This is a genomic window from Stenotrophomonas sp. PS02301, from assembly GCF_029959485.1.
GTDB lineage: Bacteria > Pseudomonadota > Gammaproteobacteria > Xanthomonadales > Xanthomonadaceae > Stenotrophomonas > Stenotrophomonas maltophilia_Z.
Window position 1 is genome coordinate 1 of record NZ_JASCOO010000007.1, and the last position, 25,076, is coordinate 25,076.

Annotated in this window: 20 protein-coding genes; 6 read left to right on the forward strand and 14 right to left on the reverse strand. The window is 62.0% G+C overall.

What is annotated here, in order from left to right; all coding sequences use genetic code 11:
- Positions 1 to 372 precede the first annotated feature (372 nt).
- On the forward strand, positions 373 to 1,248 hold the full coding sequence (gene rpoH / locus QMX81_RS03115) for an RNA polymerase sigma factor RpoH (RefSeq protein ID WP_019183519.1): 876 nt from the start codon (positions 373 to 375) through the stop codon (positions 1,246 to 1,248).
- 109 nt (positions 1,249 to 1,357) lie between these two features.
- Here the strand turns inward: rpoH and purD are convergent, their stop codons facing one another.
- From purD to prmA, 7 genes are all read right to left on the reverse strand, one after another.
- Positions 1,358 to 2,644: a phosphoribosylamine--glycine ligase gene (purD, locus tag QMX81_RS03120; protein WP_282258403.1), complete on the reverse strand. Its 1,287-nt coding sequence runs from the start codon at positions 2,642 to 2,644 to the stop codon at positions 1,358 to 1,360.
- A 93-nt stretch (positions 2,645 to 2,737) separates the two neighbouring features.
- Positions 2,738 to 3,649 carry a hypothetical protein gene (locus QMX81_RS03125; protein ID WP_282258404.1) on the reverse strand — a complete coding sequence of 304 codons (912 nt, stop codon included), beginning with the start codon at positions 3,647 to 3,649 and terminating at the stop codon, positions 2,738 to 2,740.
- Positions 3,646 to 4,470, reverse strand: a complete 825-nt coding sequence (locus QMX81_RS03130; RefSeq protein ID WP_282258406.1) for a hypothetical protein — start codon at positions 4,468 to 4,470, stop codon at positions 3,646 to 3,648. Before QMX81_RS03130 ends, QMX81_RS03125 begins: the two co-directional genes overlap by 4 nt.
- Positions 4,471 to 4,521: 51 nt before the next feature.
- Positions 4,522 to 6,105, reverse strand: a complete 1,584-nt coding sequence (purH, locus tag QMX81_RS03135; protein ID WP_282258408.1) for a bifunctional phosphoribosylaminoimidazolecarboxamide formyltransferase/IMP cyclohydrolase — start codon at positions 6,103 to 6,105, stop codon at positions 4,522 to 4,524.
- Positions 6,106 to 6,246: 141 nt separating this feature from the next.
- Complete coding sequence (fis, locus tag QMX81_RS03140) at positions 6,247 to 6,522, reverse strand: DNA-binding transcriptional regulator Fis (RefSeq protein ID WP_038685853.1); 276 nt, start codon at positions 6,520 to 6,522, stop codon at positions 6,247 to 6,249.
- 114 nt (positions 6,523 to 6,636) lie between these two features.
- Entirely contained in the window at positions 6,637 to 7,548 is a 912-nt protein-coding gene (locus QMX81_RS03145) for a DUF3426 domain-containing protein (protein WP_282258414.1), read from the reverse strand.
- A gap of 30 nt (positions 7,549 to 7,578) precedes the next feature.
- Entirely contained in the window at positions 7,579 to 8,499 is a 921-nt protein-coding gene (prmA, locus tag QMX81_RS03150; protein WP_152150977.1) for a 50S ribosomal protein L11 methyltransferase, read from the reverse strand.
- A 186-nt stretch (positions 8,500 to 8,685) separates the two neighbouring features.
- Between prmA and QMX81_RS03155 the strand changes: the two genes are divergently transcribed.
- A complete protein-coding gene (locus QMX81_RS03155; protein WP_121040383.1) occupies positions 8,686 to 9,648 on the forward strand; it encodes a hypothetical protein in 963 nt (320 codons plus the stop codon).
- Positions 9,645 to 10,019 (forward strand): hypothetical protein, encoded by a 375-nt coding sequence (locus QMX81_RS03160; protein WP_121040381.1) that lies wholly within the window; start codon positions 9,645 to 9,647, stop codon positions 10,017 to 10,019. The genes QMX81_RS03155 and QMX81_RS03160 overlap by 4 nt, the downstream gene beginning before the upstream one ends.
- Before the next feature lie 178 nt (positions 10,020 to 10,197).
- On the opposite strand, the gene accC is transcribed toward QMX81_RS03160, so the two are convergent.
- From accC to QMX81_RS03195, 7 genes are all read right to left on the reverse strand, one after another.
- The gene (gene accC / locus QMX81_RS03165; protein WP_121040379.1) at positions 10,198 to 11,565 is read right to left on the reverse strand and encodes an acetyl-CoA carboxylase biotin carboxylase subunit; all 1,368 of its coding nucleotides are present in this window, start codon (positions 11,563 to 11,565) and stop codon (positions 10,198 to 10,200) included.
- Between the two features lie 10 nt (positions 11,566 to 11,575).
- On the reverse strand, positions 11,576 to 12,064 hold the full coding sequence (accB, locus tag QMX81_RS03170; RefSeq protein WP_121040377.1) for an acetyl-CoA carboxylase biotin carboxyl carrier protein: 489 nt from the start codon (positions 12,062 to 12,064) through the stop codon (positions 11,576 to 11,578).
- A gap of 54 nt (positions 12,065 to 12,118) precedes the next feature.
- The gene (locus QMX81_RS03175) at positions 12,119 to 12,541 is read right to left on the reverse strand and encodes a lysozyme inhibitor LprI family protein (protein ID WP_152150981.1); all 423 of its coding nucleotides are present in this window, start codon (positions 12,539 to 12,541) and stop codon (positions 12,119 to 12,121) included.
- On the reverse strand, positions 12,541 to 12,990 hold the full coding sequence (gene aroQ / locus QMX81_RS03180; protein WP_282258425.1) for a type II 3-dehydroquinate dehydratase: 450 nt from the start codon (positions 12,988 to 12,990) through the stop codon (positions 12,541 to 12,543). The genes QMX81_RS03175 and aroQ overlap by 1 nt, the downstream gene beginning before the upstream one ends.
- Before the next feature lie 364 nt (positions 12,991 to 13,354).
- Positions 13,355 to 14,518: a hypothetical protein gene (locus QMX81_RS03185; protein ID WP_282258427.1), complete on the reverse strand. Its 1,164-nt coding sequence runs from the start codon at positions 14,516 to 14,518 to the stop codon at positions 13,355 to 13,357.
- A gap of 604 nt (positions 14,519 to 15,122) precedes the next feature.
- Complete coding sequence (locus QMX81_RS03190) at positions 15,123 to 16,904, reverse strand: ATP-dependent helicase (RefSeq protein WP_282258429.1); 1,782 nt, start codon at positions 16,902 to 16,904, stop codon at positions 15,123 to 15,125.
- Entirely contained in the window at positions 16,904 to 19,042 is a 2,139-nt protein-coding gene (locus tag QMX81_RS03195; protein WP_282258431.1) for an AAA family ATPase, read from the reverse strand. The genes QMX81_RS03190 and QMX81_RS03195 overlap by 1 nt, the downstream gene beginning before the upstream one ends.
- Positions 19,043 to 19,365: 323 nt before the next feature.
- On the opposite strand from QMX81_RS03195, the gene QMX81_RS03200 reads away from it, so the two are divergent.
- The 3 genes from QMX81_RS03200 to QMX81_RS03210 all read left to right on the forward strand — a co-directional run bounded on the left by QMX81_RS03200 (position 19,366) and on the right by QMX81_RS03210 (position 23,537).
- On the forward strand, positions 19,366 to 21,120 hold the full coding sequence (locus QMX81_RS03200; RefSeq protein ID WP_282258433.1) for an RNA-directed DNA polymerase: 1,755 nt from the start codon (positions 19,366 to 19,368) through the stop codon (positions 21,118 to 21,120).
- 239 nt (positions 21,121 to 21,359) lie between these two features.
- On the forward strand, positions 21,360 to 22,301 hold the full coding sequence (locus QMX81_RS03205) for a hypothetical protein (protein ID WP_282258435.1): 942 nt from the start codon (positions 21,360 to 21,362) through the stop codon (positions 22,299 to 22,301).
- A 258-nt stretch (positions 22,302 to 22,559) separates the two neighbouring features.
- A complete protein-coding gene (locus tag QMX81_RS03210) occupies positions 22,560 to 23,537 on the forward strand; it encodes a hypothetical protein (protein ID WP_282258436.1) in 978 nt (325 codons plus the stop codon).
- Positions 23,538 to 25,076: the final 1,539 nt, after the last annotated feature.

Here is a 25,076-nt window from a genome sequence, read left to right on the forward strand (position 1 = left end):
GGATTTACTGGGGGGGGGGGGGTGGGGCCCGGCCCCGCTGGGGGGGGCACTACCGGGGATCGCGGTGTTGGCGGTCGGCTCCGGTGGGGGCAGGGGTAGGGCCAGGCCATGCCTGGCTGAACTGCCGGCAACCTTTCCAGGATGAATGGGCGTTTCCGGCGGGCTGTTCAGCCAGAAAACACGCGATATCCCCCGATTCATCATCGTATCCTTTTGATTTAATGGGGTTTGTTGCCTCGTTCCCGGGCTCTCGCCACTGTCATCATTTCGCGGTACGTTAGACGGGCAATCTGTACCAGCATCCCATCAACAGAACGCTGGAACTTCTTTCCCCTTTAGCAGTCCAATTCCGGGACTGCTAAGATGAGTGCTATGAGCCAGAACACCTCTACTGCCCTTGTGGCAAACAATCTCCCGATTCCCAGTGCGCTCGGTTCGCTGGACGCCTACATCGGTGCCGTGCACCAGATCCCGGTGCTGTCGGTCGATGACGAGCAGGATCTGGCCCGCCGCTTCCGCGACGAGCTGGATCTGGACGCCGCGCGCGAACTGGTCCATTCCCACCTGCGCTTCGTGGTGCATGTCGCCCGCGGCTACAACGGCTACGGCCTGGCGCTGGGCGACCTGATCCAGGAAGGCAACATCGGCCTGATGAAGGCGGTGAAGCGCTTCGACCCGGACATGGGCGTTCGCCTGGTGTCGTTCGCGGTGCATTGGATCCGCGCGGAAATGCACGAGTTCATCCTCAAGAACTGGCGCATCGTCAAGGTCGCCACGACCAAGGCGCAGCGCAAGCTGTTCTTCAACCTGCGCAAGTCCAAGACCCGCCTGGGCTGGATGAACGCGGCCGAAGTCAGCGCGGTGGCCAAGGACCTGAACGTGTCCGAGCGCGAAGTGCTCGAGATGGAGTCGCGCCTGTCGGGTCGCGATATCGGTTTCGATCTCTCCAGTGATGACGATGACGATCATGCACCGCCGTCGCCGGCGGCCTACCTGCGGGCCAACGAAGAAGATCCTTCGATGGCGTATGAGCGGATGGACAGCGAAGACAATCAGCTGCAGCTGCTGCGCGAAGGCATGGCCGAGCTGGATGCGCGTTCGCGCGACATCATCCGCCGTCGCTGGTTGGACGCGGACAGCAAGGTGACGCTGCAGGAGCTGGCCGATGAGTACGGCGTGTCCGCCGAGCGCATCCGCCAGGTCGAGGCGAACGCCCTGAAGAAGATGAAGGCGCTGTTTACTGCGTGATGCAGTGACTGGCGTGATCACACGAGAAGGCCCGGCTTGATGCCGGGCCTTTTTGCTTTCTGGCGCTCAGGGCAGTGCTTCGATCGGTCGTGGCCCCGACCGTGCCAGGTCAGCCCTGCTCGCGCGCAATCGCCCGCCAGCCGATATCGCGGCGGTGGAACTCATGGGCCCAGTGGATCGCACCGATGCCGGCGTAGGCGTTGCGCTGTGCCTCGCCCACCGTGCCGCCCAATGCCGCCACGCACAGCACGCGGCCGCCGGCGCTGAGCACCTGGCCCTGCGCGTCCAGCGTGGTGCCGGCATGGAACACCTTGGCCGTCGCGGCGACCGCTTCCAGGCCGTGGATCACGTCGCCGGTGATCGGGGTTTCCGGATACGGCGAGGCGGCCATCACCACGCCGAGGGACGGGCGCGGATCCCACTGCGCCTCCACGGTGTCCAGGCGCTCATCGATCGCCGCTTCGACCAGATCCACCAGGTCCGACTGCAGGCGCAGCATCACCGGCTGGGTTTCCGGGTCGCCAAAGCGCACGTTGAACTCGATCACCTTCGGCGCGCCGCTGGCATCGATCATCAGGCCCGCATAGAGGAAGCCGGTGAACGGAATGCCGTCGGCGATCATGCCCTGCACGGTCGGGTTGACCACCTCGCGCATCACGCGCGCATGCACTTCGTCGGTCACCACCGGGGCCGGCGAGTACGCGCCCATGCCGCCGGTGTTCGGGCCTGTGTCGCCGTCGCCGACGCGCTTGTGGTCCTGCGAGGTCGCCATCGGCAGTGCCGTCTTACCGTCCACCATCGAGATGAAGCTGGCTTCTTCGCCATCCAGGAATTCTTCGATCACCACGCGTGCGCCAGCATCGCCGAAGGCATTGCCGGAGAGCATGTCGCGCACCGCGTCCTCGGCCTCGGTCAGGGTCATCGCCACGATCACGCCCTTGCCGGCGGCCAGACCATCGGCCTTGACCACGATCGGTGCGCCTTTCTCACGCAGGTAGGCCAGCGCCGGGTCGATGTCGGTATGCACGGCATAGAACGCGGTCGGGATCTTGTGGCGGGCCAGGAAGTCCTTCGCGTACGCCTTGCTGCCTTCCAACTGCGCGGCGGCGGCGGTGGGCCCGAAGATGCGGTGCCCGGCGGCGCGGAAGCGATCGACCACACCGGCCACCAGCGGCACTTCCGGGCCGACCACGGTCAGGCCGATGCCTTCGGTGCCCACCAGTGCCAGCAGGCCGTCCAGATCGGTGACCTTGACGTCCACGTTGCGGCACTTGGGCTCGGTGGCGGTGCCTGCATTGCCGGGGGCGACAATGACCTCACGGACCTTCGCGGACTGGGCCAGCTTCCAGGCCAGGGCGTGTTCGCGGCCGCCAGCGCCGATGACCAGGATCTTCAATGCAGTTCTCGCGTAAGAGGGCAGGAACGTGATTTTACGCGGTGCGGGCGGCGGGTGCATTCAGACGGTCGGTTGCCGTGGCAACCCACGGCCTCAGCTGTCGGCGCAGCCGTCGCGCTGGAGGTCTTCCGGCACCGGATACGCGCGCTGCCGGGCATCGAAGATGAGGTGGTAGAACTCGGTCGCCGGGCCCGTGCAGTCGTGGCCGCTGGCACGCACCGTCAGCGGCCAGTAGCCATCCACGGCGTTGCTGTCGCCCACCGTCGTGCTGAAATCGACCGCGAACACGCCCTTGCCGCAGTCGGCCGGATTGCCGTCACAGCCGTGCAGGGCGAGATTGTCGAGGTGATCGCGGTACTGGGCGACATCGCGCAGGCGATGGTTGTGCTCGGCGATGTAACTGCGCCAGGCGCGCCGATGGCCGCGCCGGTGTTCCTCATGGGTGATGAGGAAGGCACGGCGTTGCGGGCCGAGCTGCGCGATCTGGACCGTACCCGGTGCGCCGTGGCGCCCGTATGGGCCCTGCAGGCGCTGGGCCATTACCAGCAGCGGATCCTTGGCCGGCAGTGGGGCGAACATGCCGCCGCGGTTGGCCTCTTCGTCGTCCTTGCCCACGCGCAGCACATACAGATCGACCCGGCCCGGCTCGACCGTGGCTGCGTCGTCCAGGGTCTGGCACACCGCCAGCAGGGTCTGCTCATGATCGTCGGCCGTGACCGTGTCACGCGCGCACACGCTGCGGGTGACCGGGCGTAATGCCTCGACCTCGGTGTCCTCCCACGCATCCTTCCACGGCGCATCCAGGACGGCCTTGTCGCCATAGCGCGTGCGAAGGAAGGCCAGCAGGCGCTGGGTGTGATCGCCCCTGACCCGGACGATGTCTTCCGGCTGCGGCGTCGTGTTGAGCACACGCTGTGGTTTGGCGGGTTCGGAAGACGCAGGTGTGCGCTCGCAGCCGGCCAGCAGCGCGAGCGCCACACCTGCCAGTGCCCACGAACGGATCACTCGCACCCTTCGCGCTGGAGCGCCTCGGGGAACGCATACGTCCACGCTTTCGGGTCCAGGGTGAAGCGATGTTCGCGCCGCACCGGCTGCCCGCCACACCCCAGGCCGGTCTCTTCGATCACCAGCGGCCACTGTCGCGCCGCCGGATCGCGGCTGTCGAAGGACAAGGTGAAATCGAGGTTGAACAGCCGCGCCTGGCACTCCGGTTCCGCATCGGCATCGTCGCAGTCGTAGGCCGCGTTGTTGTCGATATGGCTGCGCACCCCGCCGGCCTCCACCAGCCCACTCGGGCCAGGCAGCACCAGCGTCTGCGTGATCAGCGAATAGCCCTGGCCGAACCAGCCATGCTCGATGCGGAAACCGTAGAAGTCGCTGCCGGCGCGGAGAATCTGCACCGTGCCGGGTTCACCCTGGCTGCCGAAGTTCTGCCCGGTCAGCTCGGCGGCCACGGCAAAGCGGTCCGCCTCGGGGCGCAGCACGAAGAAGTCGATCGCGCCCGGGTCCGGGTGGGCATTCTCGAGGGGTGAGCCGCAGACAGCCAACAGCTGCTGCCAGCTGTCGCCGGTCACCACCGGTTGCTCGGCACACACATGCCAATCGGTGAGGCGGGTGTCGCCGTCCTGGGTCCAGCTGCCACGCCATGTCCCTGAGAGCCTGGCGGCCTTGCCGTAGCGCTCGGTCAGGAAGGCCTGCAGGCGCTCCGTGCGGCTGACGTGGGCGTGCGGGGCGGCTTTCGCCGCGGCCGCATCGGGCACTGGCTGCGGCGGTGCGGGTTCACTGGCCGGTGTACAGCCAGCCAACCCTGCAGCAGTGGCGATCACCACCGCTGCAAGGCGGGCGTTGCCGTGGAGACATCCGTGTCGATCCGGGCATCAGTGGCGGAAGTGACGCACGCCGGTGAACACCATCGCCAGGCCATGTTCGTCGGCCGCGGCGATCACTTCGTTGTCGCGCATCGAGCCACCCGGCTGGATCACCGCCTTGATGCCGGCCGCAGCGGCGGCGTCGATGCCGTCGCGGAACGGGAAGAACGCATCGGAGGCCATCACCGAGCCTTCCACCACCAGGTTCGCATCGGCGGCCTTGATGCCCGCGATGCGCGCCGAGTAGACGCGGCTCATCTGGCCGGCGCCGACACCGATGGTGCGGTTGTCCTTGGCGTAGACGATGGCGTTGGATTTGACGAACTTGGCCACCTTCCAGGCGAACAGCAGATCGGCGAACTGCTTGTCGGTCGGCGCCAGCTTGCTCACCACGGTCAGTTCGTCGCGGCTCATGCCGCGGTTGTCGGCGCTCTGCATCAGCAGGCCCGAACCGATCCGCTTGGTGTCGTAGTTGTTGCGCCCGTCGCCGTGCGGAATACGCAGCACACGCACGTTGGCCTTCTTCGTGGCGTATTCCAACGCCGCCGGCTCGTAATCCGGGGCGATCAATACTTCAACGAACTGGCGGTCCAGGATCACCTGCGTGGTGGCCAGGTCCAGCGGCTGGTTGAAGGCGATGATGCCGCCGAAGGCGCTGGTCGGGTCGGTTGCGTAGGCCAGCTCGTAGGCATCGCCGTTGCCGGCACCCACGGCGACGCCGCACGGGTTGGCGTGCTTGACGATCACGCAGGCCGGCACGTCGAACTGACGCACGCATTCCCACGCCGCATCGGCATCGGCCAGGTTGTTGTAGCTCAGTTCCTTGCCCTGCAGCTGCTGGAACGTGGCCAGCGTGCCCGGCACCGGGTACAGGTCGCGGTAGAACGCGCCGCTCTGGTGCGGGTTCTCGCCGTAGCGCAGATCCATCACCTTCACGAAGTTCGAATTCATCTGCGCCGGGAATTCCGCACGCACCGGCACGGCGGTGTCGGTGGTGGTCACGGCAGAAAGGTAATTGCTGATCGCCGCGTCGTACTGGGCCACGCGGTTGAATGCGGCGACCGAGAGGGCGAAGCGCTTGGCCGCCGAGAGCTTGCCGTCGTTGGCGTCCAGTTCGGCCAGCAGTTCGGCGTACTGCGACGGATCGGTCGCCACCGCCACGCGGGCGAAGTTCTTCGCGGCCGAACGCAACATCGCCGGGCCACCGATGTCGATGTTCTCCACGGCATCTTCAAGCGCGCAGTCCGCCTTGGCGGTGACCGCCTCGAACGGATACAGGTTCAGCACCAGCAGATCGATCGCGCCGATGCCGTGTTCGGCCATCACCGCGTCATCCAGCCCGGCACGGCCGAGCAGGCCGCCGTGCACCATCGGGTGCAGGGTCTTGACCCGGCCATCCATCATTTCCGGGAAGCCGGTGACGTCGGCAACGTCCTTCACTGCCAGGCCGGCCTCGCGGATCGCCTTGGCGGTACCGCCGGTGGAGAGCAGCTCCACGTTGCGCGCCGCCAGGGCGCGGGCCAGGTCGATCAGACCGGTTTTGTCGGAAACGGACAGCAGGGCCCGGCGCACGGGCAGCAGATCGGAACTCATGGGGGCAGGAGATCGAAGCGGAGCGGGGGCATATTGTAAGGCCAGTGGCGCTGGCATGGCCCCAGAAACGACGAAGGCCGGCACCGAGCGCTGCTCGATCCGGCCTTCTCCCGCCAGGCACTACGCGCCTGCCCACCGGCATCAGGTGGCGATGCCGTATTCCTTCAGCTTCTTGCGCAGGGTGGCGCGGTGGATGCCCAGCATCGCCGCGGCGCGGCTCTGGTTGCCTTCGCAGTGGTTGAGCACTTCCACGAACAGCGGGATTTCCATTTCGCGCAACACGATCTCGTAGACATCGTCCGCATCGCAGCCATCCAGGTCCCGCAGGTAGCGCCTGACCGACTGGGCCACGTGTTCGCGCAGGGGTGGCTTGGGCGCGCCACGACTGTTGTCAGGACGAGAAAGGACAGCGTTCAAGGAGTTTCCCGGTGCAAGAGCCGGGGCGGACAACAGCCCACGGCGGAAGGGTGATGGGGCCAGTCTAGCGCGTGCGTCGGTCGCCTGCCACGCTCCGGGCCCCCCGGCGACGCCTCAGAGGAACTCAAAGGTGAATGCGACGGTAGACGCGGCAGGCTCGCGCACGCGGAAGGCGATCTGCGCACTTTGCCCCGGTTCCAGCGTAGCGGCCGGGTCCGTGGCGCGGTCCAGATAGTCGGCCGGCGCGAACACATTGGTGCCGATCACACGGCCATCGGCATCGGACAGCGACAGTCGCAGCGACGGCCAGGCCTGGGCCCAGCGTGCGTCGTTGCGGATGCTGGCCTGCACCTGCAACGCGCCGGCCTGGCCCGGAACCGGGCGCACATCGCGGCTGAGCATGCTGAAGGCCGCCGGCTCGCGCCAGGCTGGCAATGAACAGCGCAGCGCGCCGCATAGCGCGGCAATCCAGGGGCGGTTGCCCGCATCGGCGGCAAGCCGGGCGCGGTCGGCCACGGCGATCTGGACCAGCAGCACGGCGGCCAGCCCGGCGACCATGCCCCATTGCCAGCGCGGCGTGCGCAGGCGCGCACCGGGCAGGCGCAGGAAGCTCGGTGTGGTGATCGCCTCGGGCGGCGGCAGGGCCGCCGTGGCGGTGCTGCGCGCGACTCCCGTGCGGGTGTCGTCATCATCCGGCGGCGCTGGCGATGGCGCCGCCGTCTCAGCGAGCGGTGCAGCCGCTGGCGCGGTTCCACCGGCGAACGCCCGCGCGGATTCGGGTACGCGTTCGAATTCGAATTCGACTCCCGGTGCTGGCGGGGACGGCTCCGGTTCGTGCACCGGCTGTGCATCGATCACCTGTTCCACCGCCAGCGGTGCGATGCGATCGTCCACAGGCGTGGCTGACGGCGCAGGCGCTGGGTCAGACGGCGCGGCCGGGCGATCAGCCGGATCGGCCGACGCCTCCGGCGACGGACGCAGGAACGTGGCGATCGGGCGTCGCGGCGGCATCGAAGGCTCGGACATGGGCACGGGACCGGGCAGGAGTCGGGCTATTCAAGCACGGCGGACGCCGGTGATGCGCATCCAGTCGCCGTCCTGCGCCACCGCCAGCTGTTCGAAGGCCGGGGCATAGCGTTCCAGCAGTTCGCCCTCCTGCCCATGCAGGATGCCCGACAGCGCGATGCGGCCGCCCGGGGCGACGCGCGCGGCCAGCACATCGGCCAGTGCATCCAGTGCCGAGGCGAGGATGTTGGCCACCACCACCGGATACGTTGCCTGCGGCTCGTCGTCCGGCAGATAGACCTGCACGCGCTCCTGCAGGCCGTTGCGCTCGGCGTTGTCACCGGTGGCGAGCACTGCCTGCGGGTCGTTGTCCACGCCGACCGCGCGCGCGGCACCCAGCTTCAGCGCCGCCAGGGCGAGGATGCCCGAGCCGCAGCCGAAATCGAGCACGGTGCTGTCGGCCAGCGCCCCCTCGGCGGCCAGGCCGTCCAGCCAGCGCAGGCACAGGGCCGTGGTCGGGTGGGTGCCTGAACCGAACGCCAGACCCGGATCCAGACGGACCACGGCGGCATCCTCGGCCTGCGCGGCCTCTGGAAGTTCATGGTTCCACGGCACGATCCAGGTGCGCTCACCGAAGGCCATCGGCTGGAACTGGTCGATCCAGGCGCGTTCCCAGTCTTCGTCGGCCACGGCGCGGAAGCTGGCATTGGCCCAGTCCAGGCCGGGATCGAAGGCATCCAGCGCGGCCAGCAGGGCCAGCGCGTTGGTATCGCCCGGGAACAGCGCGGTCAGCACCAGATCGTTCCACAGCGGGGTCTCGCCCACGCCCGGTTCCAGGATCGCGCGCTCGTTGCTGGTGTCGGCATCGGCATCAAGCAGGGTCACCGCCAGCGCGCCCACGTCGTCCAGCGCATTCTCATAGCGCGGCTGGGTGGCTTCGGTGCAGTGCAGGGTGAGTTCCAGGAAGGGCATGGGGGCAGGGACCGGCGGAAAACCGTGCATGTTAGACCAGTGCGGGCCGCGGGTCCCGGCGGTACCGCGGGGAGGCCGTCTCGCCGGCCGGTAAGATCGGCCGACGACCCGTTCAGACAGCGTTGCGGCTGCTTGCTAAACTTGCATTTCTGCCGTCTATCGCTGACAGCCTCTGACGTCCTGCCCATGGCGCTCGTGCCCACCCTCAAAACCTGGTTGCTGGTCGTGCCAGCCCTGGCGTTGCTCGGGGTGGTGGGCTACCGCGCGGGCGATCGGGTACTGCATACCGATCAGGCCGCGTCGCATCTGGATGAGCCGCAGGCCGGCAGCGGGCCCACCGCGGTGCCGGCCGAAGCGCGGCAGCTCGCCCGGCGCCTGCTTGGCAGCGAACGTGGCACGGCCGTGGCCTCTGGCCTGCCGCTGGACCTGCGCGCCGATATCGAAGGCGATACCGATCTGTTTGCCTATGCGCAGCGCCTGCAGCTGCAGGCCGCCAACGGCAATGCCGAGGCCGGGTGGATGGTCAGCCGTGTGTACGATTACTGCGCCACGTACGCCATGGATCCGGGGGGCTACCAACTCGACAACGACGTGTTGACCGGGCTGGGCATGAAAGCGTCTGTATCGATGGTGACCGCGCGCCAGCGTGTTTCGCGCCGTTGCGCCGGCTTCGTCAGCAGCGACAATCTGGGCCGGTCCCTGATCATGCGTCAGCGTCTGCAGGCCGCCAAGGCCGGTAACCTGGCGGCCGAGGCATCGCTGTTCGCCGAAGGCCATCCACTGGAAACCGCACCGGACTACCGCCGCGGGCTGGTCGAGCGGGTGATGGAGTCGCGTGATCCGGAAGCCTTCATGGCACTGGCGCCGGGCATGGGGCAGCGTGCCAGTGGCGACAGTGCGATGAGCGGCATGGTGGCCGGCGATCAGTTCAGCGAACTGGCCTGGCGGCTGGCGGCCTGCGAACTGGGCATGGCGTGCGGGTCGGATAGTGTGCTGATGAACAATTTCTGCGCGAACGGAGGGATCTGTTCGCAGGACGGTGGGCAGGACTTTGCCACTTTCGTGTATGACGCCGCGGTATCGCGGCAAGGTGCGGGGAAAATGAACGTGTTGGTCGAAGAGCTGGTCAAGCAGAGGAATGGGCGATGAATTACCGTCGAATCCTGCACGGTGCCAAATTCTGGTTCTGGGTGGCGTTGTTTGTTGCGTACTCGGCCGGGGCGGTGGGTCTGGTGATGATCGACACCTATGACGATCGTTACCGAAGCCTGTCCAAAGTACAGTTGACCTCGGTCAAGGCCGATGCCGAAGTGCGTCGTGCCGGCGCCAGTCAGGTCGCTGCGGTGTATCGCGCGCAGAGTGGCATGCCGTTCGCTTCGCTGCCCAGCGGCAGTACCTTCCAGGTGGTGTGGCCGGATGGGTCCACCGAGACGATGGTGATCGTGGACCCCACCTCGTCGCTGGGCGTGGAGCCGGTGAAGCATTCGCAGGTCACCGCGGCTGATACCGCCAAGCCGTAAGCGCGCGCCTGTAGCGCCACGCCATGCGTGGCGGCGGTATCAGGCGGCATGTCACGCGTACGCCGACCACGGGTTGGCCCTACCGCGTTGGTGTCCTCTGGCAGCGCGGTTCGCGCAAACAGAAAGGCGGGGAGATCCCCGCCTTTCTGCTGTCCTGCATGCCGCGTGGAAAAACCGATCAGGTCAACGCGATCGACTTGTTCTTGCGTTCGGCCAGGCGCTTTTCCAGGTAGTGGATGTTCTGCCCACCGGCCTGGAAGCCCTTGTCGCGCATGATGCGCTGCTGCAGCGCGACGTTGGTCTTGATGCCGTCCACGACCAGTTCGCTCAGCGCCACGCGCATGCGCGCGATCGCGGTCTCGCGATCCGGGCCGTGCACGATCAGCTTGCCGATCATCGAGTCATAGTTCGGCGGCACGCGGTAACCACTGTAGATGTGGGTATCCACACGCACACCGGGGCCACCCGGCGGATGGAACGCGGTGATCTGGCCCGGGCTCGGCACGAAGGTTTCAGCGTCTTCGGCGTTGATGCGGCACTCGATCGCGTGGCCGGTCAGCACCACGTCGCTCTGCTTGATAGTCAGCTTCTGGCCGGCGGCGATGCGCAGCTGCTCGCAGACCAGGTCGATGCCGGTCACCATCTCCGTCACCGGATGTTCCACCTGCACGCGGGTGTTCATTTCGATGAAGTAGAAGCGGCCGTCTTCGAACAGGAACTCGAAGGTACCCGCGCCGCGGTAGCCGATGCGGATGCAGGCTTCCACGCAGACCTTGCCGATCTCTTCGCGCAGCTCGGCGGTGATGCCCGGTGCCGGCGCTTCTTCCACCACTTTCTGGTGGCGGCGCTGCATGGAGCAGTCGCGTTCACCGAGGTGGATGGCGTTGCCCTGGCCATCGGCAAGTACCTGGATTTCCACGTGACGCGGATTCTCCAGGAACTTCTCCATGTAGACCTGATCGTTGCTGAAAGCGGCCTTGGCTTCGGACTTGGTGGTCTCGATCGCCGCCTTCAACGAGGCTTCGGCATGCACCACGCGCATGCCACGGCCGCCACCGCCACCGGAGGCCTTGATGATGACCGGGTAGCCGATCTCACGGGCGATCTTGGTGTTGGCCACGATGTCGTCGGTCAGCGGGCCGCCCGAGCCGGGCACGCACGGCACGCCGGCCGCCTTCATCGCGCGGATCGCTTCCACCTTGTCGCCCATCAGGCGGATGGTGTCGGCCTTGGGGCCGATGAAGATGAAACCGGATTCTTCCACGCGCTCGGCGAAGTCGGCGTTTTCCGACAGGAAACCGTAGCCCGGGTGGATGGCCTGGGCGTCGGTGACTTCCGCCGCGGCGATCAGGGCCGGGATGTTGAGGTAGCTCTCCGAGGACGGTGCCGGACCGATGCAGACCGACTCGTCGGCCATGGCCACGTGCTTGAGGTTGCGGTCGACCGTGGAATGCACAGCCACCGTGCGGATGCCCAGGGTATGGCACGCGCGCAGGATGCGCAGCGCGATCTCCCCTCGGTTGGCAATAACGACTTTGTCGAGCATGGACTAATCCTTAGCCGATCACGAACAGCGGCTGGTCGAATTCGACCGGCTGGCCGTTTTCGCCCAGGATGGCGACGATGGTGCCGGAAACATCGGCTTCGATCGGGTTGAACATCTTCATCGCTTCGATGATCGCCAGCGTTTCACCGGCCTTGACCGCCTGGCCGACCGACACGAAGGCCGGCTTGTCCGGCGAGGACGACGAATAGAAGGTGCCGACCATCGGTGCGCGCAGCACGTGGCCATCGGGCAGGGCGTTGCCGGCCTTGGCGGTGCCACCGGTGGAGGCTTCGGTCGGCGACTGCATCGGCATCGCCGGTGCGGCAGCCTGGGCCGGTGCCGGGGCCATCATCATCTGCGGCTGGGCCTGCACCATGCCGTAGCCGGAGACGGGCGCGCGCGACAGACGCACGGACTCTTCGCCTTCCTTGATTTCGATTTCGGCGAGGTTCGACTCTTCCAGCAGGTCGATCAGTTTCTTGATTTTGCGGAGATCCATAGGGGCCTCTTTGGCTCGTGGTGTCAGTGTGGTGGGAAGCGCGGTGCGCTCGGGTCAAAGCAATTCGTAGAAATCGCGCAGCTGCCGCGTACGGTCGCGCGCGAGGGTGGTCAGGCAGTGCATCTGCGCGCCATTGCGCGAGGTGCCATCGGCGTTGAAGGCGTAGACCGCGTCGCAATCGTGGTCGCGCAGCTGCATCCACGCGCGCTGGGCCAGGATCAGCTGCTTTTCCGCATCGGCGCAGTGCGTGCAGGCGCCTTCGGCCGCCTGGCTGCGCAACTGCTGCCGCGCCTGGGCGTACACCGCGTTCAATTCGGTATCGGCGGCGCTGGCCACATCCGAGGCGCACAGATCCGATTCCATGGTGCCGCTGGGCCGCGCACAGTCGATGCCTTCCGCGCTGCGATCCGCGGCGATGGCGCCGCCACACAGGCAGCCCCACAGCGCGACGCTGGCCAGGACACGGGGCAGCGTCATCACGCCGAAGCAGCCGCCAACCGGGTCAGCGCCGCATCCATCGCGTAGCGATAGCTGTCCGCCCCGAACCCACAGATCACCCCTACCGCCTTGTCGCTGAAATAGCTGTGCTGGCGGAAGGGCTCGCGCGTATGCGGGTTGGACAGGTGGATCTCGATGAACGGCACGTCCACCGCGGCCAGCGCATCGCGCAGGGCGACCGAGGTATGGGTGAACGCGGCCGGGTTGATCAGGATGAAGGCCGTGCCGTCACCGCGGGCAGCCTGCACCCGATCCACCAGCACGTGCTCGGCGTTGGACTGCAGGCTCTCCACGGCATGGCCGGCGGCCTGCGCCCGGGCCAGCAGGGCCTGGTCGATCTGCGCCAGCGTGGTGTGCCCATAGACCCCCGGCTCGCGCGTGCCGAGCAGGTTGAGGTTGGGGCCATGCAGGACCAGCAGTTTCGCCATGGGTGCCGAACAACAGGAAAGGGCGGAGTCTGGCGGAACTGGTGGATCGTGTCCAGTTCGACGAAGTTACGCGCGTTTCAAGCGGATGTTTGAAAGTTGTGCGGGACCGTTGCGGTTGCACGGTGTCCGCAGCCCTGTGCGGCTCAGCATAGTTGGTGGGGATTCCAACCAACTATGACGCGCGATCACCATAGTTAGTGGTGATTGGGTCGCTAGTGGCCGGAAGCAGACTTGGTCGAGTATGGCGAGGCAACCCACCGACCTCGACGCCTGAGACAAATCTAAGGACGCCCGCAAAAGCGCTCGTACACGAGAAAATCCGGGCGAGCTCCCTTAGCGGGCGCCCGCCCATGCCGGGACATGATCAGTCCAGTTCGTAGCGCTCTTCAATTACGGCGAATAGCTGAGCAGCCCCTTCTATGGCACGCCTGTTCTCCTCGGCAGCGAGTGGCACCAGTTTGATTCCGTCGACGCCCCCGACATACGCGGGCCCGCCGACATCGTCGTCATACGGTGTGCCGTCCGCGTTGATCGCTTCATGTCGATTCTCGCTCAAGTCCCGACCCAGCATGCGCGAGAGGTGCATCCAGACCCAAGCGCGAAACGCTGTCTCGCCCCGGTCTTCGATGAGCTCGCGCATGGCGGATACTTCGCCCTCGCGTGCGAGCACGGTCAGCCAATGGTAGGCCAGCTCGGGTTGACCGTGTGCGTCGGCCAGATCAGCCATATCGTACGGATCCATTTCATCCGACGGCTCAAGCCCAAGCGCCCCAGGGTCACCATAACGCTCCGCGGTAAGCAGCATCGCGCTTCTGACCCCGCCCCGTGCAGCCGCAAGGAGGTGGTACCGGTGTTTGGCCACAACCGGAAGGAACCTGTCTGCGCCTGCGGCAATTTCCGCGAAGCCCACTGGCTCGGTGGACCACTGGCCACGCCGGCGCAGTTCGCGACCGAAGCGGCGGTCATCCTCCTCTGGGAGCCCTCCATACGGCTTGAGCATGTACGCGGTCGCCAGGTGCGCGGAGGCTACCCCGCGCGCTGCCGCCGCCTCCAACCCTTCGAGCAGCAAGGGGAGCTCGCCGAGCAGCGCATCAATCCCTCGCTGCATTCGCCCGATCAGGTGGGTCGACATCCATTCAGGAACCTCAGCCGAATCCGACTCGCCAGCCTCGTCGGCCTCCGCCCACTTGTACTCATCGCTCTCGAGCGCGGCAATCAGCTCCTCAAAGCGAACTGGCGAATAGCCGGATGCGCCGAGGAAGCTGACGAGGCCTTGAGCTGCTCGCTCAGCTTCCATGGGGGACATCCCAAAGTGCCGGCACCGCTGGATGACCTGGTCTTCATCCAGCGTCAGGCCAGTATCGCGCCAAGCGACGTCGCACCAAGCGGCCTGGTGATGGAACGCGGCATGGGTAGCAAACCCGGCGGCGGCCGCCAGCAGCTCATGGACCTGGCTGCGGGTAAGCGATGCAAGGCCCTGCGCCCGAAGGTATACATGGGCATGAAACGCGTATTGCTTGATGGTCATGACTCGTCCTCGAAGGCCAAGCAGATCCGGGTCAGGCGCACACGTTTAACTCCCCAGCAGCTGGCCAGAAGAAGAGTCGATCAGGAGATACGGCCTGTTTTTGCTCGTGTGCAAGCAAGGCGGGCGCCGCGGCTAGTGTATGCCCTCTGCTGCCGGGATTCCAAGGGCGCGCGCTAGAGCTGCATCTCGGGTTCCCTGACCCACCTTCCCTGCAGTCGGTGATCTAGACAGGCCCGGCCAGCGAAGCTTGATGCTGGACCAAAGCGGGATCCGCTGGACTCAGGTAGAGACTCCAGCTGGAGCCGACCAACCTCTCAGTTCCGGACAGTCAGCGCCGCTCTCGACCCACAGCACCCATTCAACGATCTAGTGGGCTTGCATAGTAACGGTCGTTCAAGGCATGCGCGTTCGACAGATTGGCTCCCATTCCCTTCCGCGCCCGGCTGCTTCTGCGGCGCCTACCAGATCACGAAGGCTCTGGTCCGATACTGAGGTGTGCTTGGCAGCCCGTGAAGGACAGTGCGCAGTTTTCCAGCATTTAGCCGACCGCCGCGACGTGGCCCGAGGTGTTAGGGCAGAGATCCTAGGCCGCGTACCGCCGCCTTTAGTATTGGCTGTAATCGAACCGACAGCGGAGTAACGTCTCGGTGGGCTCGTAATCTCCGCGTCTGCCACGTGATCGACCCGTCTCCGAGATTAGGTGCAGGTTCTTACGAGCACGCGAAGCCAGGACATACAGCAGCTTGCTCGCCGCGACATCACCGTCGGCATCGCTGAAGTGAGGCACCATACCCTGAAGAAGCCCAAATGCAATGACGACGTCGAACTCGGCACCCTTGACTCCGTGGATCGTCGACACAGTAATCCCGCTTCGCTCGCGGAACACTTTTTGGAAAAAAGACAAGTCAGTGATGTAGGCAGCACCCGAGTTCTGCAGCCGCTCCAGCCGCGCCTGCGAACTCGCAAAGAACGCCTCGCGGTGCTCTAGCAGCCCAGGAAACGAGTTAAGGTTGATCTTCAGGCGATCAAGCAAAGCGACGAATGCCTTGTCCAGATATGTGAGACCGTCCACTTCTGTGATGCTAAGAGAGTTGGACTCCCGCAGCAGCGCCCTTTGGGTGATGCTCGACGTGTCCACACCGAGATCTCTCAGGTCGGCGATGACGTCTCTGGCCCATCGCATGCGCCGCACCAGCATTTGGGGCGACGACTCCGTCAACAAGATCTTTGAGAGTTTGAACCAAAAGTTATCTGGATCATTGCTGAAGGGTACCAATCCCGGACCGTCGAACTGCTGCTCGGGGAGCAGCGCCACAAGCTTTCGAGTGGTAGACGCAAGCAAGATCCACCACGGCGCGAGCACGCAGATCTCTTCGGGTGCATGGCCTTCGGCCAAGCTCTTTTGGATAAGCCTGACCAGCTCATTGCTGAGGTCTTCCTGCGAGACTATCTGGTTGTAAGAGACTTGGCTCGGATAGCCGGACATCTTCCCTGCGCCCTCAATCTCCGCGTCATGCACGCTGAAATTGGAGAAGTGGCCGATGATCCTGTCGCTTGATCGGTAGTTAAATCGCAGCGCCATCTCCCTGATGGGGATGCCCGTGAGTGCGCGCAAGTCCGCCGCCGAGATGGCGTAGCCACCGAGCGAACCGTAAATCGCTTGATTGGGATCTCCCACGATGAACGTCTTGGTGCTGCCAGCTCCGGCCCGCAGGATAGTCCCGACTAGGTCGTACTGGATCCGCTTCGTATCCTGGTACTCATCGACAACGACGTGCGAGAAGATCTGGGAGAGTAACGTCGCGATTTGCGGCCGACTTCGGATAAGCACCTGGGAATACCAGAGGATCAACTCGAAATCGATTCGCCTTGTTTCCACCAGTTCTCGAAAGTAGGCCGCCAGTACCTGATTGATCGCGTCATGCTTCCATGTTTCGGCACAGCCCAGCCGGCGCTCATCCCCTTCGAAGTAATAGTCGCAGTCCCATGGGGTTACTCCACGATGTGGTGCGCAAAGCCGCTCCAGCATCTTCTCCCGGTCGTGTCGATCCAACACCGTGTATCCACGTGCAAGCTCCGGGACGTAGATCCCGTATGGCTTGATGATCCATTCGAGACAGAACGAATGGATGGTCCCAATCCAAAGGGCAGCGGTGTCAACTCCCAGGGCTTCGATGCGTTCCTGAATCTCGTCAGCGGCTCGGTGGGTATAGGTGATGGCCGCGACAATGCGCTTGTCCCTGCGCCGGGACAGCTCATAAGCAATCTTGTATGTCACCGCGCGTGTCTTCCCGCTTCCTGGACACGCAACAAGAAGAACGCTCAACGGCTCCTCGACGGCGGCCGCTTGCTCGGGATTGAGCTCGGTAGCATTCCAGACAAACATCAGGGCATCTCGGCCAGGAAGTCATGGACCACATCGCCCGGCAACGCGATTGCTGCTGCGGCAGAAAGGGTGAGCAGATCGATCTCCAGGTCACGATACCGCTGAAGCTCCGAGGCAAATGCCGTCAGGCGAGGGTGCGAGGTGGCATCAATGCGCCACAAGCAATTCATCCGGTGGTGGAGGATTCGAACAATAAGTGGCCGCGAGAATGCTCCATGCGCGAACAGCAGTGCTTCTCGGATATAGGGCGGCACCACGACTTGGTGATCAAGAGTTTGGGCGAGCAAGATCGCGAACCATCCCTTCCCCTCCTGCTCGGCCATCATCAGGGTGCGGAAACCACTCTGATGAAGGAGGCCCGAGCGAAGCTCGGCCGTTGCCTGCGCTATCGTCACTGGCGCCTTATAGACTTTCTCGACGCTACGCACTATCGCTTCATGGTTGCCCGCCCCGACAAAATCCACCTCGAAGGTGTGCGTGGCGTAGAAGCTCCGCACCCAAGCGTTGCCGGCCTCGAATGTGTCCAGAGCGACCTTTCGAACCGCCCCGGCCATTTGCGATCCGATCGCCTTACGCTTCCTGGCGGCCATGGGGTCGCCATCCGCCGAATTCGGAGTGATGTCGAAGAAGATCGTGTCCAGATCCGTGACGATCGCGCACCGCTTCCGAATCCGGGTGTCGTGGAACAGGGCCGCGACGTTCTTGAACCCGGTGCTGCGGATGTTGATGACGCTGAGCCCCAACTCGTCCACGCTCAGGCCTAAGACCTGCTTCACGAGCGCAGGGATCAAGATCTCTTCCGCATCCCCCTCCACTAGGATCACGCTCTTGGCGAACAGCAAGTTGCTCCGCACCGCATCCAGGTATCGCTGGATACTAGCCACTTGGGTAGCATCCAGCCCAGTCGTCGGCTGATAGGCCTCACAGTACGCCCCACGCCGACCCAGGATATTGACCTTGCTGACATTGCTCACCTCGGAAATCTGCGTGGAGTGGGTCGTGTAGATGACCTGGGCGTCCTCGTAGGCGATGCGATCGAACAGCGTCTTCTGGATATGGGTATGGATATGGGCTTCAGGCTCTTCGATGAGCAGGAAATTTGCGATAGCCATCTTCTCTCGCTGATACTTGAACTCCAGCAGCTTGAGTGTCAGGTAGATCAGATTGGCGCCGCCGAGGCTGAGCTCGTTGATAGTCCCTTCGTACTCGTCCTCCGACTCTCCGACGAACAGACGCAGTGACTGAAACAGCTGCTCCGCTTCCTCGGGCAGGTCCGATCGGATCGACAGCGATGCCGGAGAGTAAGTTTCGCCAGCGGTGTCCTTGATGGTCTCGCGGATGTGCTTGCGCACATACTGCACGTCCTCGAGCCCTTCGATGGCGCTATTGAGATCGCGCACCTGACCCACGATGGGCACGAGAGCTGCCGCGTTGATCTCGCCGCTCTTGCTCTTTAGAAGAGTGAGCAGTGGATTGGTGCGGTTGTTGTGAAATTCCGCCACGACGTCTCGAAGCGCCTGGATGAAGGTTAGTGACACCTCTTTGGTTACCGACAGGAAACCGGGCACCTTCGCCCCAAGTTCAGGGAACTCGGTTTCGTCGTCAAAGCGACAGAAGTCGAAGTCTCCCACGATCCGTTCATATGTCGCCAGATTGCTGAAATCAGCGCTACTTCGGCCGGTGAAGATGGTCTCGTAATCGTCAATGGTGATCCCATCCCGGATGGCATTCAACGCCGCAAAGTCCAAGTCATTGAGGGCGGCAAGCTTGAGCCGAATTTCCTTCTTGGGTCGAAAGATTAGGTTGTATGTGGCCTTGGAAATCGGTCCGGAGTGGATCCCGGCTGCGCCGTGCAAAAACAGCGCCTGAACCGATTCGTCAAGGCTAAGGTCCTCGAACTCAATGCTAATGATGATCCAATGACCCTTCCACTGACCCAGCGCGCGGCTGAAGTCGGACTCATCCAGTCGATAAGCTGCGCGGACCATGTTGTCGTCCAAGAGCAGTCGGATGGCGCGGAGGATGTTGGACTTGCCCGCGCCGTTCTCTCCGATGATGGTATTGACGCCACGCTGAAATGTCAGACTGGTGTTCTTAAAGTTGCGGTAATTGACCAGCGTAAGTTTGGAAATGTGCATGCCTTTTGCCTTGTCCTTTCCGGGCGTCAGTGTCCATATGCAAGCTATCGTAGCCTGACAGTGATGGCGATAGCGCCGTCGCTCGCGACCAATTACCACAATCCCGCATGCCGCGCCGCAGAAAACTGGGTCACTGAAAGCGGGCGACGGAGGGCAGCAACCTTCAGGTGATGCGGTCTGGGAGGCGATCTGCACCAAACGAAGGAACGGCTCCAGGTTATGCCCCCGGGGCATCTGACGCCTCGGTGCCCACCCGCCGCTACCAGGGTGACATCCGTTGGCGGTTGAGAGTACAAGATGTGTTCCCACTAGAGTTGAACGCCATGGACAGGACCCGTCGACTAATTGAATTAGGCCATTTCCCGACACAGCTGCCCCCTGGATTCCACACTAGCGATTTCTCACAGAATTATGGAGACTTCCTGACCGGCTGGAGTGCCTTGAAAGACCCAAGCATTCAGGGCAAGCAACCGATACAAAATCCAAAGAAGGCACCAACATCTAAGGTCGAGACCTTCAGTGTCGCCCGGGCCGGACATCGCAGAAGGGTGACGGGAATTACTAATCCAGTAGCCCAACTCTATCTCTCCGAGTACATCTCGCAGCACTGGGGTAGTCTTCTTAAGCACTACAGAAAGAGTAAGCTGAGTGCGAGCCGGCCCCGCATGAAACACAGCTCCCTGCGAGGCGCAACTATACCGAGTATGAGGCTTCACTCGGAAACGCTTCTCCATCGATCGGCAGGCTACAAGTATGTGCTGCGTACGGATATATCTAGGTTCTTCCCTACCATCTACACGCATTCCATCCCGTGGGCACTGCATTCGAAATCAGTATCCAAAGCTGACAGGAGTCGCGCCCGGCTATACGGGAATCTTCTCGATGAGACATGCAGGCAGTTGCAGGACGGTCAAACTATCGGCCTTCCCATTGGGCCTGATACCTCCCACATCATCGCCGAAGCAATCGCGTCGGCAGTTGACGTTCAACTTTGCGGCCAGATCGATGGCCTGTCCGGTTTTAGGTTCGTTGATGACTACTACCTGTTCTTCCACTCGCGCCAGGCGGCCGAGTCTTGCTTGGCCTCACTGGCTCAGCTATTGAGCCAGTATGAACTTCAGATCAACTTTGAGAAAACACGCATCTGCGAAACTGTTGAGCTATCCGACGATCTTTGGAGTCATCAACTAAGAGCATTTTCAATTTCAAATCGGGGAAAGGCTCAGGCGCGAGACCTTCACCACTTGTTCGAACTCGCGAAGCTTTTGGCACGTGAAAATACAGACGAAAGCGTGATGCTGTACGCGATCAAGCGAGCATGTTCCATAGTCGTGAGGCCCGAGAATTGGGAGGCGTTCGTAGCCCATCTGTGCCACGTGGCTATTGCGTATCCAAATACTCTTCAGCAGATCGAAAATATTATTTCAACGTACACTGCTATCGGCTATCCAATTAAGAAGGCGCCGCTGGAGCGACTGGTTAACTCCATCATCAAAGAGCATGCGCCACTCAACCACCACAGTGAGGTCGCTTGGTGCTTATGGATATCCAAAAAGAATCAATTGATGATCAGTCAAGAGAACGTCGCCCCCGTGACAATGATGAGGAGTTCCGTTTGTAGCCTCATTCTTTTAGACATGGAGGCGAGCGGGTTGCTGCCCTGCCGGATCGACTACGCTGTCTGGGATTCGCTGCGAGACCGCTTAAGCTTGTGGGGTGAGCAATGGCTGCTTTGCTATGAGGCTGGCGTTCGTGGTTGGGGTGGCTTTGCACCAGACACCGTAAAGGCAGACCAACATTTCAAACTGCTTGCGGAAGCTACAGTGCGTTTCTACGATGCCAGCGCTTCAGGAACCCCAATGTTCACCTTCAATTTGGAGGCGGTTCTTCATGCGAAAGGGGAGATTCCAGACAACCTACTCCAGCTGTTAGAGGGAGATGATGCGGAGGATTATGTCACTTTTGAACAAGACCAGGGCGGCTACCACAGCACGGCATTTCTGGATTTTGCTGGCCTTCTTGAAGCCCTGACGGACGAATCCCGTTCTCATGAGAATGCGGACGAAGATGAAGATTAGGCAGATCCGCAAGCCCCTCCGTGAATCACCCAGGGCATTGCAGGTAGCCAGCATGCTGTTCCCCTCTGCTCTTGGCCGACAGTGGACACCTGGGGAGACTGCCCGCCGTCTGCGACATCTTTTCGGTTTCCGATCCACCTCTTCATGGGGGCGACGGTGCTCTCGAGGTCCGTGCATCATGGATGAGTGCTCGACAGGAAGCCTCGACACCCTATTGCTAATATTGCTAAAGGTTAAGCATGACCGACTGTGAGAATGGAATTGAAGGGATTTCGCTCAAGGAGCAGCTTAGCGGTCGCCGGTACGATATCGAGCACGCGCTCGGCATGTACGCGTTGGGCTTCTGCACCTTGCCAGCTGCCGGCATCTACGACAAGGAAAGGCTCCGTTCCCTCGATACCACGATAAAAGACTGCCACATCTACTTGATCGGGTACGTCCCACGCATTACCTATATCGGTGCCAATCTTTCGAAAGAAAAGCTGTCTCTCAGGTACACCGTCCACGGGGATGAGTACACCATCCATGGAGAGGTACCTTCGGACTATGAATTGCGAAGCTCCGATGGGCGGGACTACCTCGTGGACAAGGCTGGGAAGGAGTACTGGCCGAGATCGGTGGATATTCAACGTCAATTAGGGAAGCAGTCCGGCGCCAATGAGTTTGATGTTAAGTACATCGGGAAAGCATATGGAAAGGAAGGATCCAGAAATGCAATTGACAGATTAATAAAGCATGAGACTCTCCAGCGAATCTCCTTGGAAGGCGTGCCGGAAGGGTGCACGCTCACACTACTCCTTCTATCCATCGCTCCATCTGCTCAGCTTCTAACTGTCATCAATCCTTTTGCGGCCGAGCAGGATGACGGCACACGAATCGCTGCGGGAATCGACAAGCTCTACAACACGACCGAGGATGAGCGCATTGCCCTCTATGAGGCGTCGCTGATCAGATACTTCTCTCCCCAGTACAACAAAGAATTCAAGAACAGCTTCCCCTCAACGGATCTTGGTCTCCTGCAAGCCTGTTATGAGAAGGACTTCGGCGCTGTGATTGCGGAGATCTGCCACGATGACATTCCATTTGTTCTGAAATCGGACACAGTTCCCGCGGCCGCCTATCACATAGCCAGACATGAGCTTCACAAGGAACAAGACCGCAAGGTCTTCTTCTCGATGTAGCGTAATGGGTCGCTGAGTCGCCTCACACACTAGGCAGTCCTTGGATCCGTCGGACAATAAAGCAGGACGCCGGTCTAGGACGAGGACGGGGGCCGATTCTGGCCAAATGCGGGCGCCAAATGGCGGCTTGCCATCGTTTGGGAAATTCTGGGCGATTCAGTTTACGATACGAGCCAGCTTGTGCTCGCACTGGATGAGATCGTTGAGAAGTGCAGTGGGTTGTCACGAGGATGAACTAGCGAGAACAGGGTTTGGTAGATGCTTTCTCCGGAAGAACTTGAGTTGGACTTTTCATTCTCTGGTTATGATCAGACACCTCGTCTGCGCGTGATGATGTTCCACCCGAGAGGTGGAAGCTACCCACGGGGGACGTTTTTCTGCGGTGACGGCTTCTTCCATGCCGATGCGGATCTCGCCTTCAGCGTAGTGCGTTGCTCGGGCTGGCGGTCTATTGACGAGGATGTACCATTTTCCGAGTTCGCTTGGGCTTCGCCTGCTCAAGTAAGAGTCCTGGGCGCGCTGCTTTTTTGCCAGACCTTCGACGGTGCTTGGATAAGTCTTTACCCTGTGGTCGGACCAGAATTGGTGCTTGGTACGAACGAGCTTGATCTTGCTGAGCTAAGCACGGTCCTATTGATCAAAGAGCGGCTTCTGCTATCGCTAAAGATGAAGCACTTGCAACCGAGAATTGCCCGTGTCCCTGTCAGCATGTTGAGTGAGCCGTATGATCTTCTGGACGAAGACATCGAGATGGATCGCTTCGAGGTCTCCTACCAAAGAATCGATCCTGCAAACTTTGTATTGATGCGAGGTATTCAAGCGTTAGTGAAGTCTGACATGCTGGGGCGGCACCAAGAGTTTGGCGAGGAGTCGGTGATTGCCGCTTTTATCTCATTGGATGCTTCGTTCTCGCTTGTCCAGCGGAAGCTAAAGTCGGAAGGTGTGACCAACCCATCGGCCCATGATGCGGCCCGATGGCTCCATCGCAACTTTTACGAGCCATTTCACCACGAGCCGCCGGGGGAGCTGGAGAAGTACTTTGAGGGGTTCTATGAAAGCAGGATCTCAACGCTGCACCCAGGAAGTCGGTTCGGAGACTTTCCGTTCTCGCCAACCATGTGGGACGACGCAATTCATCTGAGATCACAGCTGAGGCAAGTGTTCTCATTCCTCGTGTACGGAGCGCATTTCAAAGACTTCGAGGATGCGGTCGACGATTACCACGCGCGAAGATGATATCGAGCCCCAATCGCACCACCTGCGCAATCGTTGGTAGTCCAGAATGCGCCTTTGCTCCCGCAGTGCGCGTAGGAAATTTCTTCAGCGCACTGTCCTCCCGGCCGAAGTCGCTCTTTGATCGAAGGCAGCCATTGGCGCGAAGAAGTCAGTGGGTGGCTGATCGGGAGGGCGCCGCTGCTATGCGATGAGTGCCACACGTATGCTGTATTGAGAAAAGCATCAGTCCCTGTTGTTCTGGCGATGAGCAAGCCAAACCGCTGCCGCCGTGAGCGAGACAAATAAGAGCACGATCACCCCGGCAACGATGCTCATCTGTTGAAAGAGAGTCAGGTTGTTCATCATCTGGTCGCCTGAATGGGTAGTGGGAAATATGGCGCGATATCGGAATCAGGCAGCCATTGACACTGCTCTGAGGGATGTTATTGGCGCGAAAATCACGTGTCTCCTTAGTTGAAAGTCTACCGTTGGACGTCTCAAAGACGCAACGTTGCGGCTGGTGTGGCTACAAGTTGCGGGCCGCATGGCTGCATTGCCAGGGCGCAATCTGCCGCGTGAGCTCCGGGAAACTGCTGCGAGCACGCGAAGCTGACTGCCTACAAAACCCTAGGCCACTCACCCAGGTTGAGCATGCGGTTGAATCAGAGGGAAGGGAGAGCATGCTCGGGGAGAAAGAAGTCTCTTGTGTAAGGACCCCATGGATGCAGGAGGCTGTCGATCGGAAGTCCGATGCGCGCTGACGTTCGTCTGACCATGGAGAGGGTTGGCGGCTGCTCTCGCCGCAGGTAGGTCATGAACTCATGACGTGGCAGCCCTTCGAACCGGTAGCGCTCTCTTTTCTCAAGCCAGACGTAGCAGACGAGTCGATGGATGAAGCTTTTGATCGCTCCCACTTGGTAATCACCAGTCCGGAACATGGAGCTATCGACTAGTTCGACTAGATCTAGCGCATACTCCTCATGGGCAACTGCTACGCGAGCAGAAGGATGAACCTGATCAAAGCGTGTCCCGCAGGCGCGACATGAATCAGCATACGCTGGGCCCCCGAGTGGCCTCGCGCTGCACTCTAAGCACCGACTGGTGAGTCCCATCCGGTGGACGTGGCAGGCTTTGACGGCTGAGAAGGACCACACAAGCTTGTGGTGAAGCGGGACCCCCTCTAAAGACTGATCGGCGACGCACCCAGGACACCATTTGCTGAACCGGGAATAGCAAGTCACGGTCCGACTTAGCGCTTTGGATAGGAACATGAAGGTCGAGTTCTTCAGAGCAATCTCGCACTCCGATGCCATTGTCGTGAGAAGCGGAACGACCGAGTGTTCGACTGGCCGAGGTCGATCCAGCTGCGGGCCCACTACTGCCGTTATCCTATCTCCAGGACGAAGCTCCGAGTGTCGGCCCGACCTTCTTGCAATTACCTCGAAGAGGTAGGAAGGAGTGACACTGTGTAGACGTGCAAGCCGGAGCACGTATGAGTGCAGTGCCTCGACATCGCCAGTGTTCTTCCTAATGATTTCCAAAGGAAGTAGGCGTGGAGTG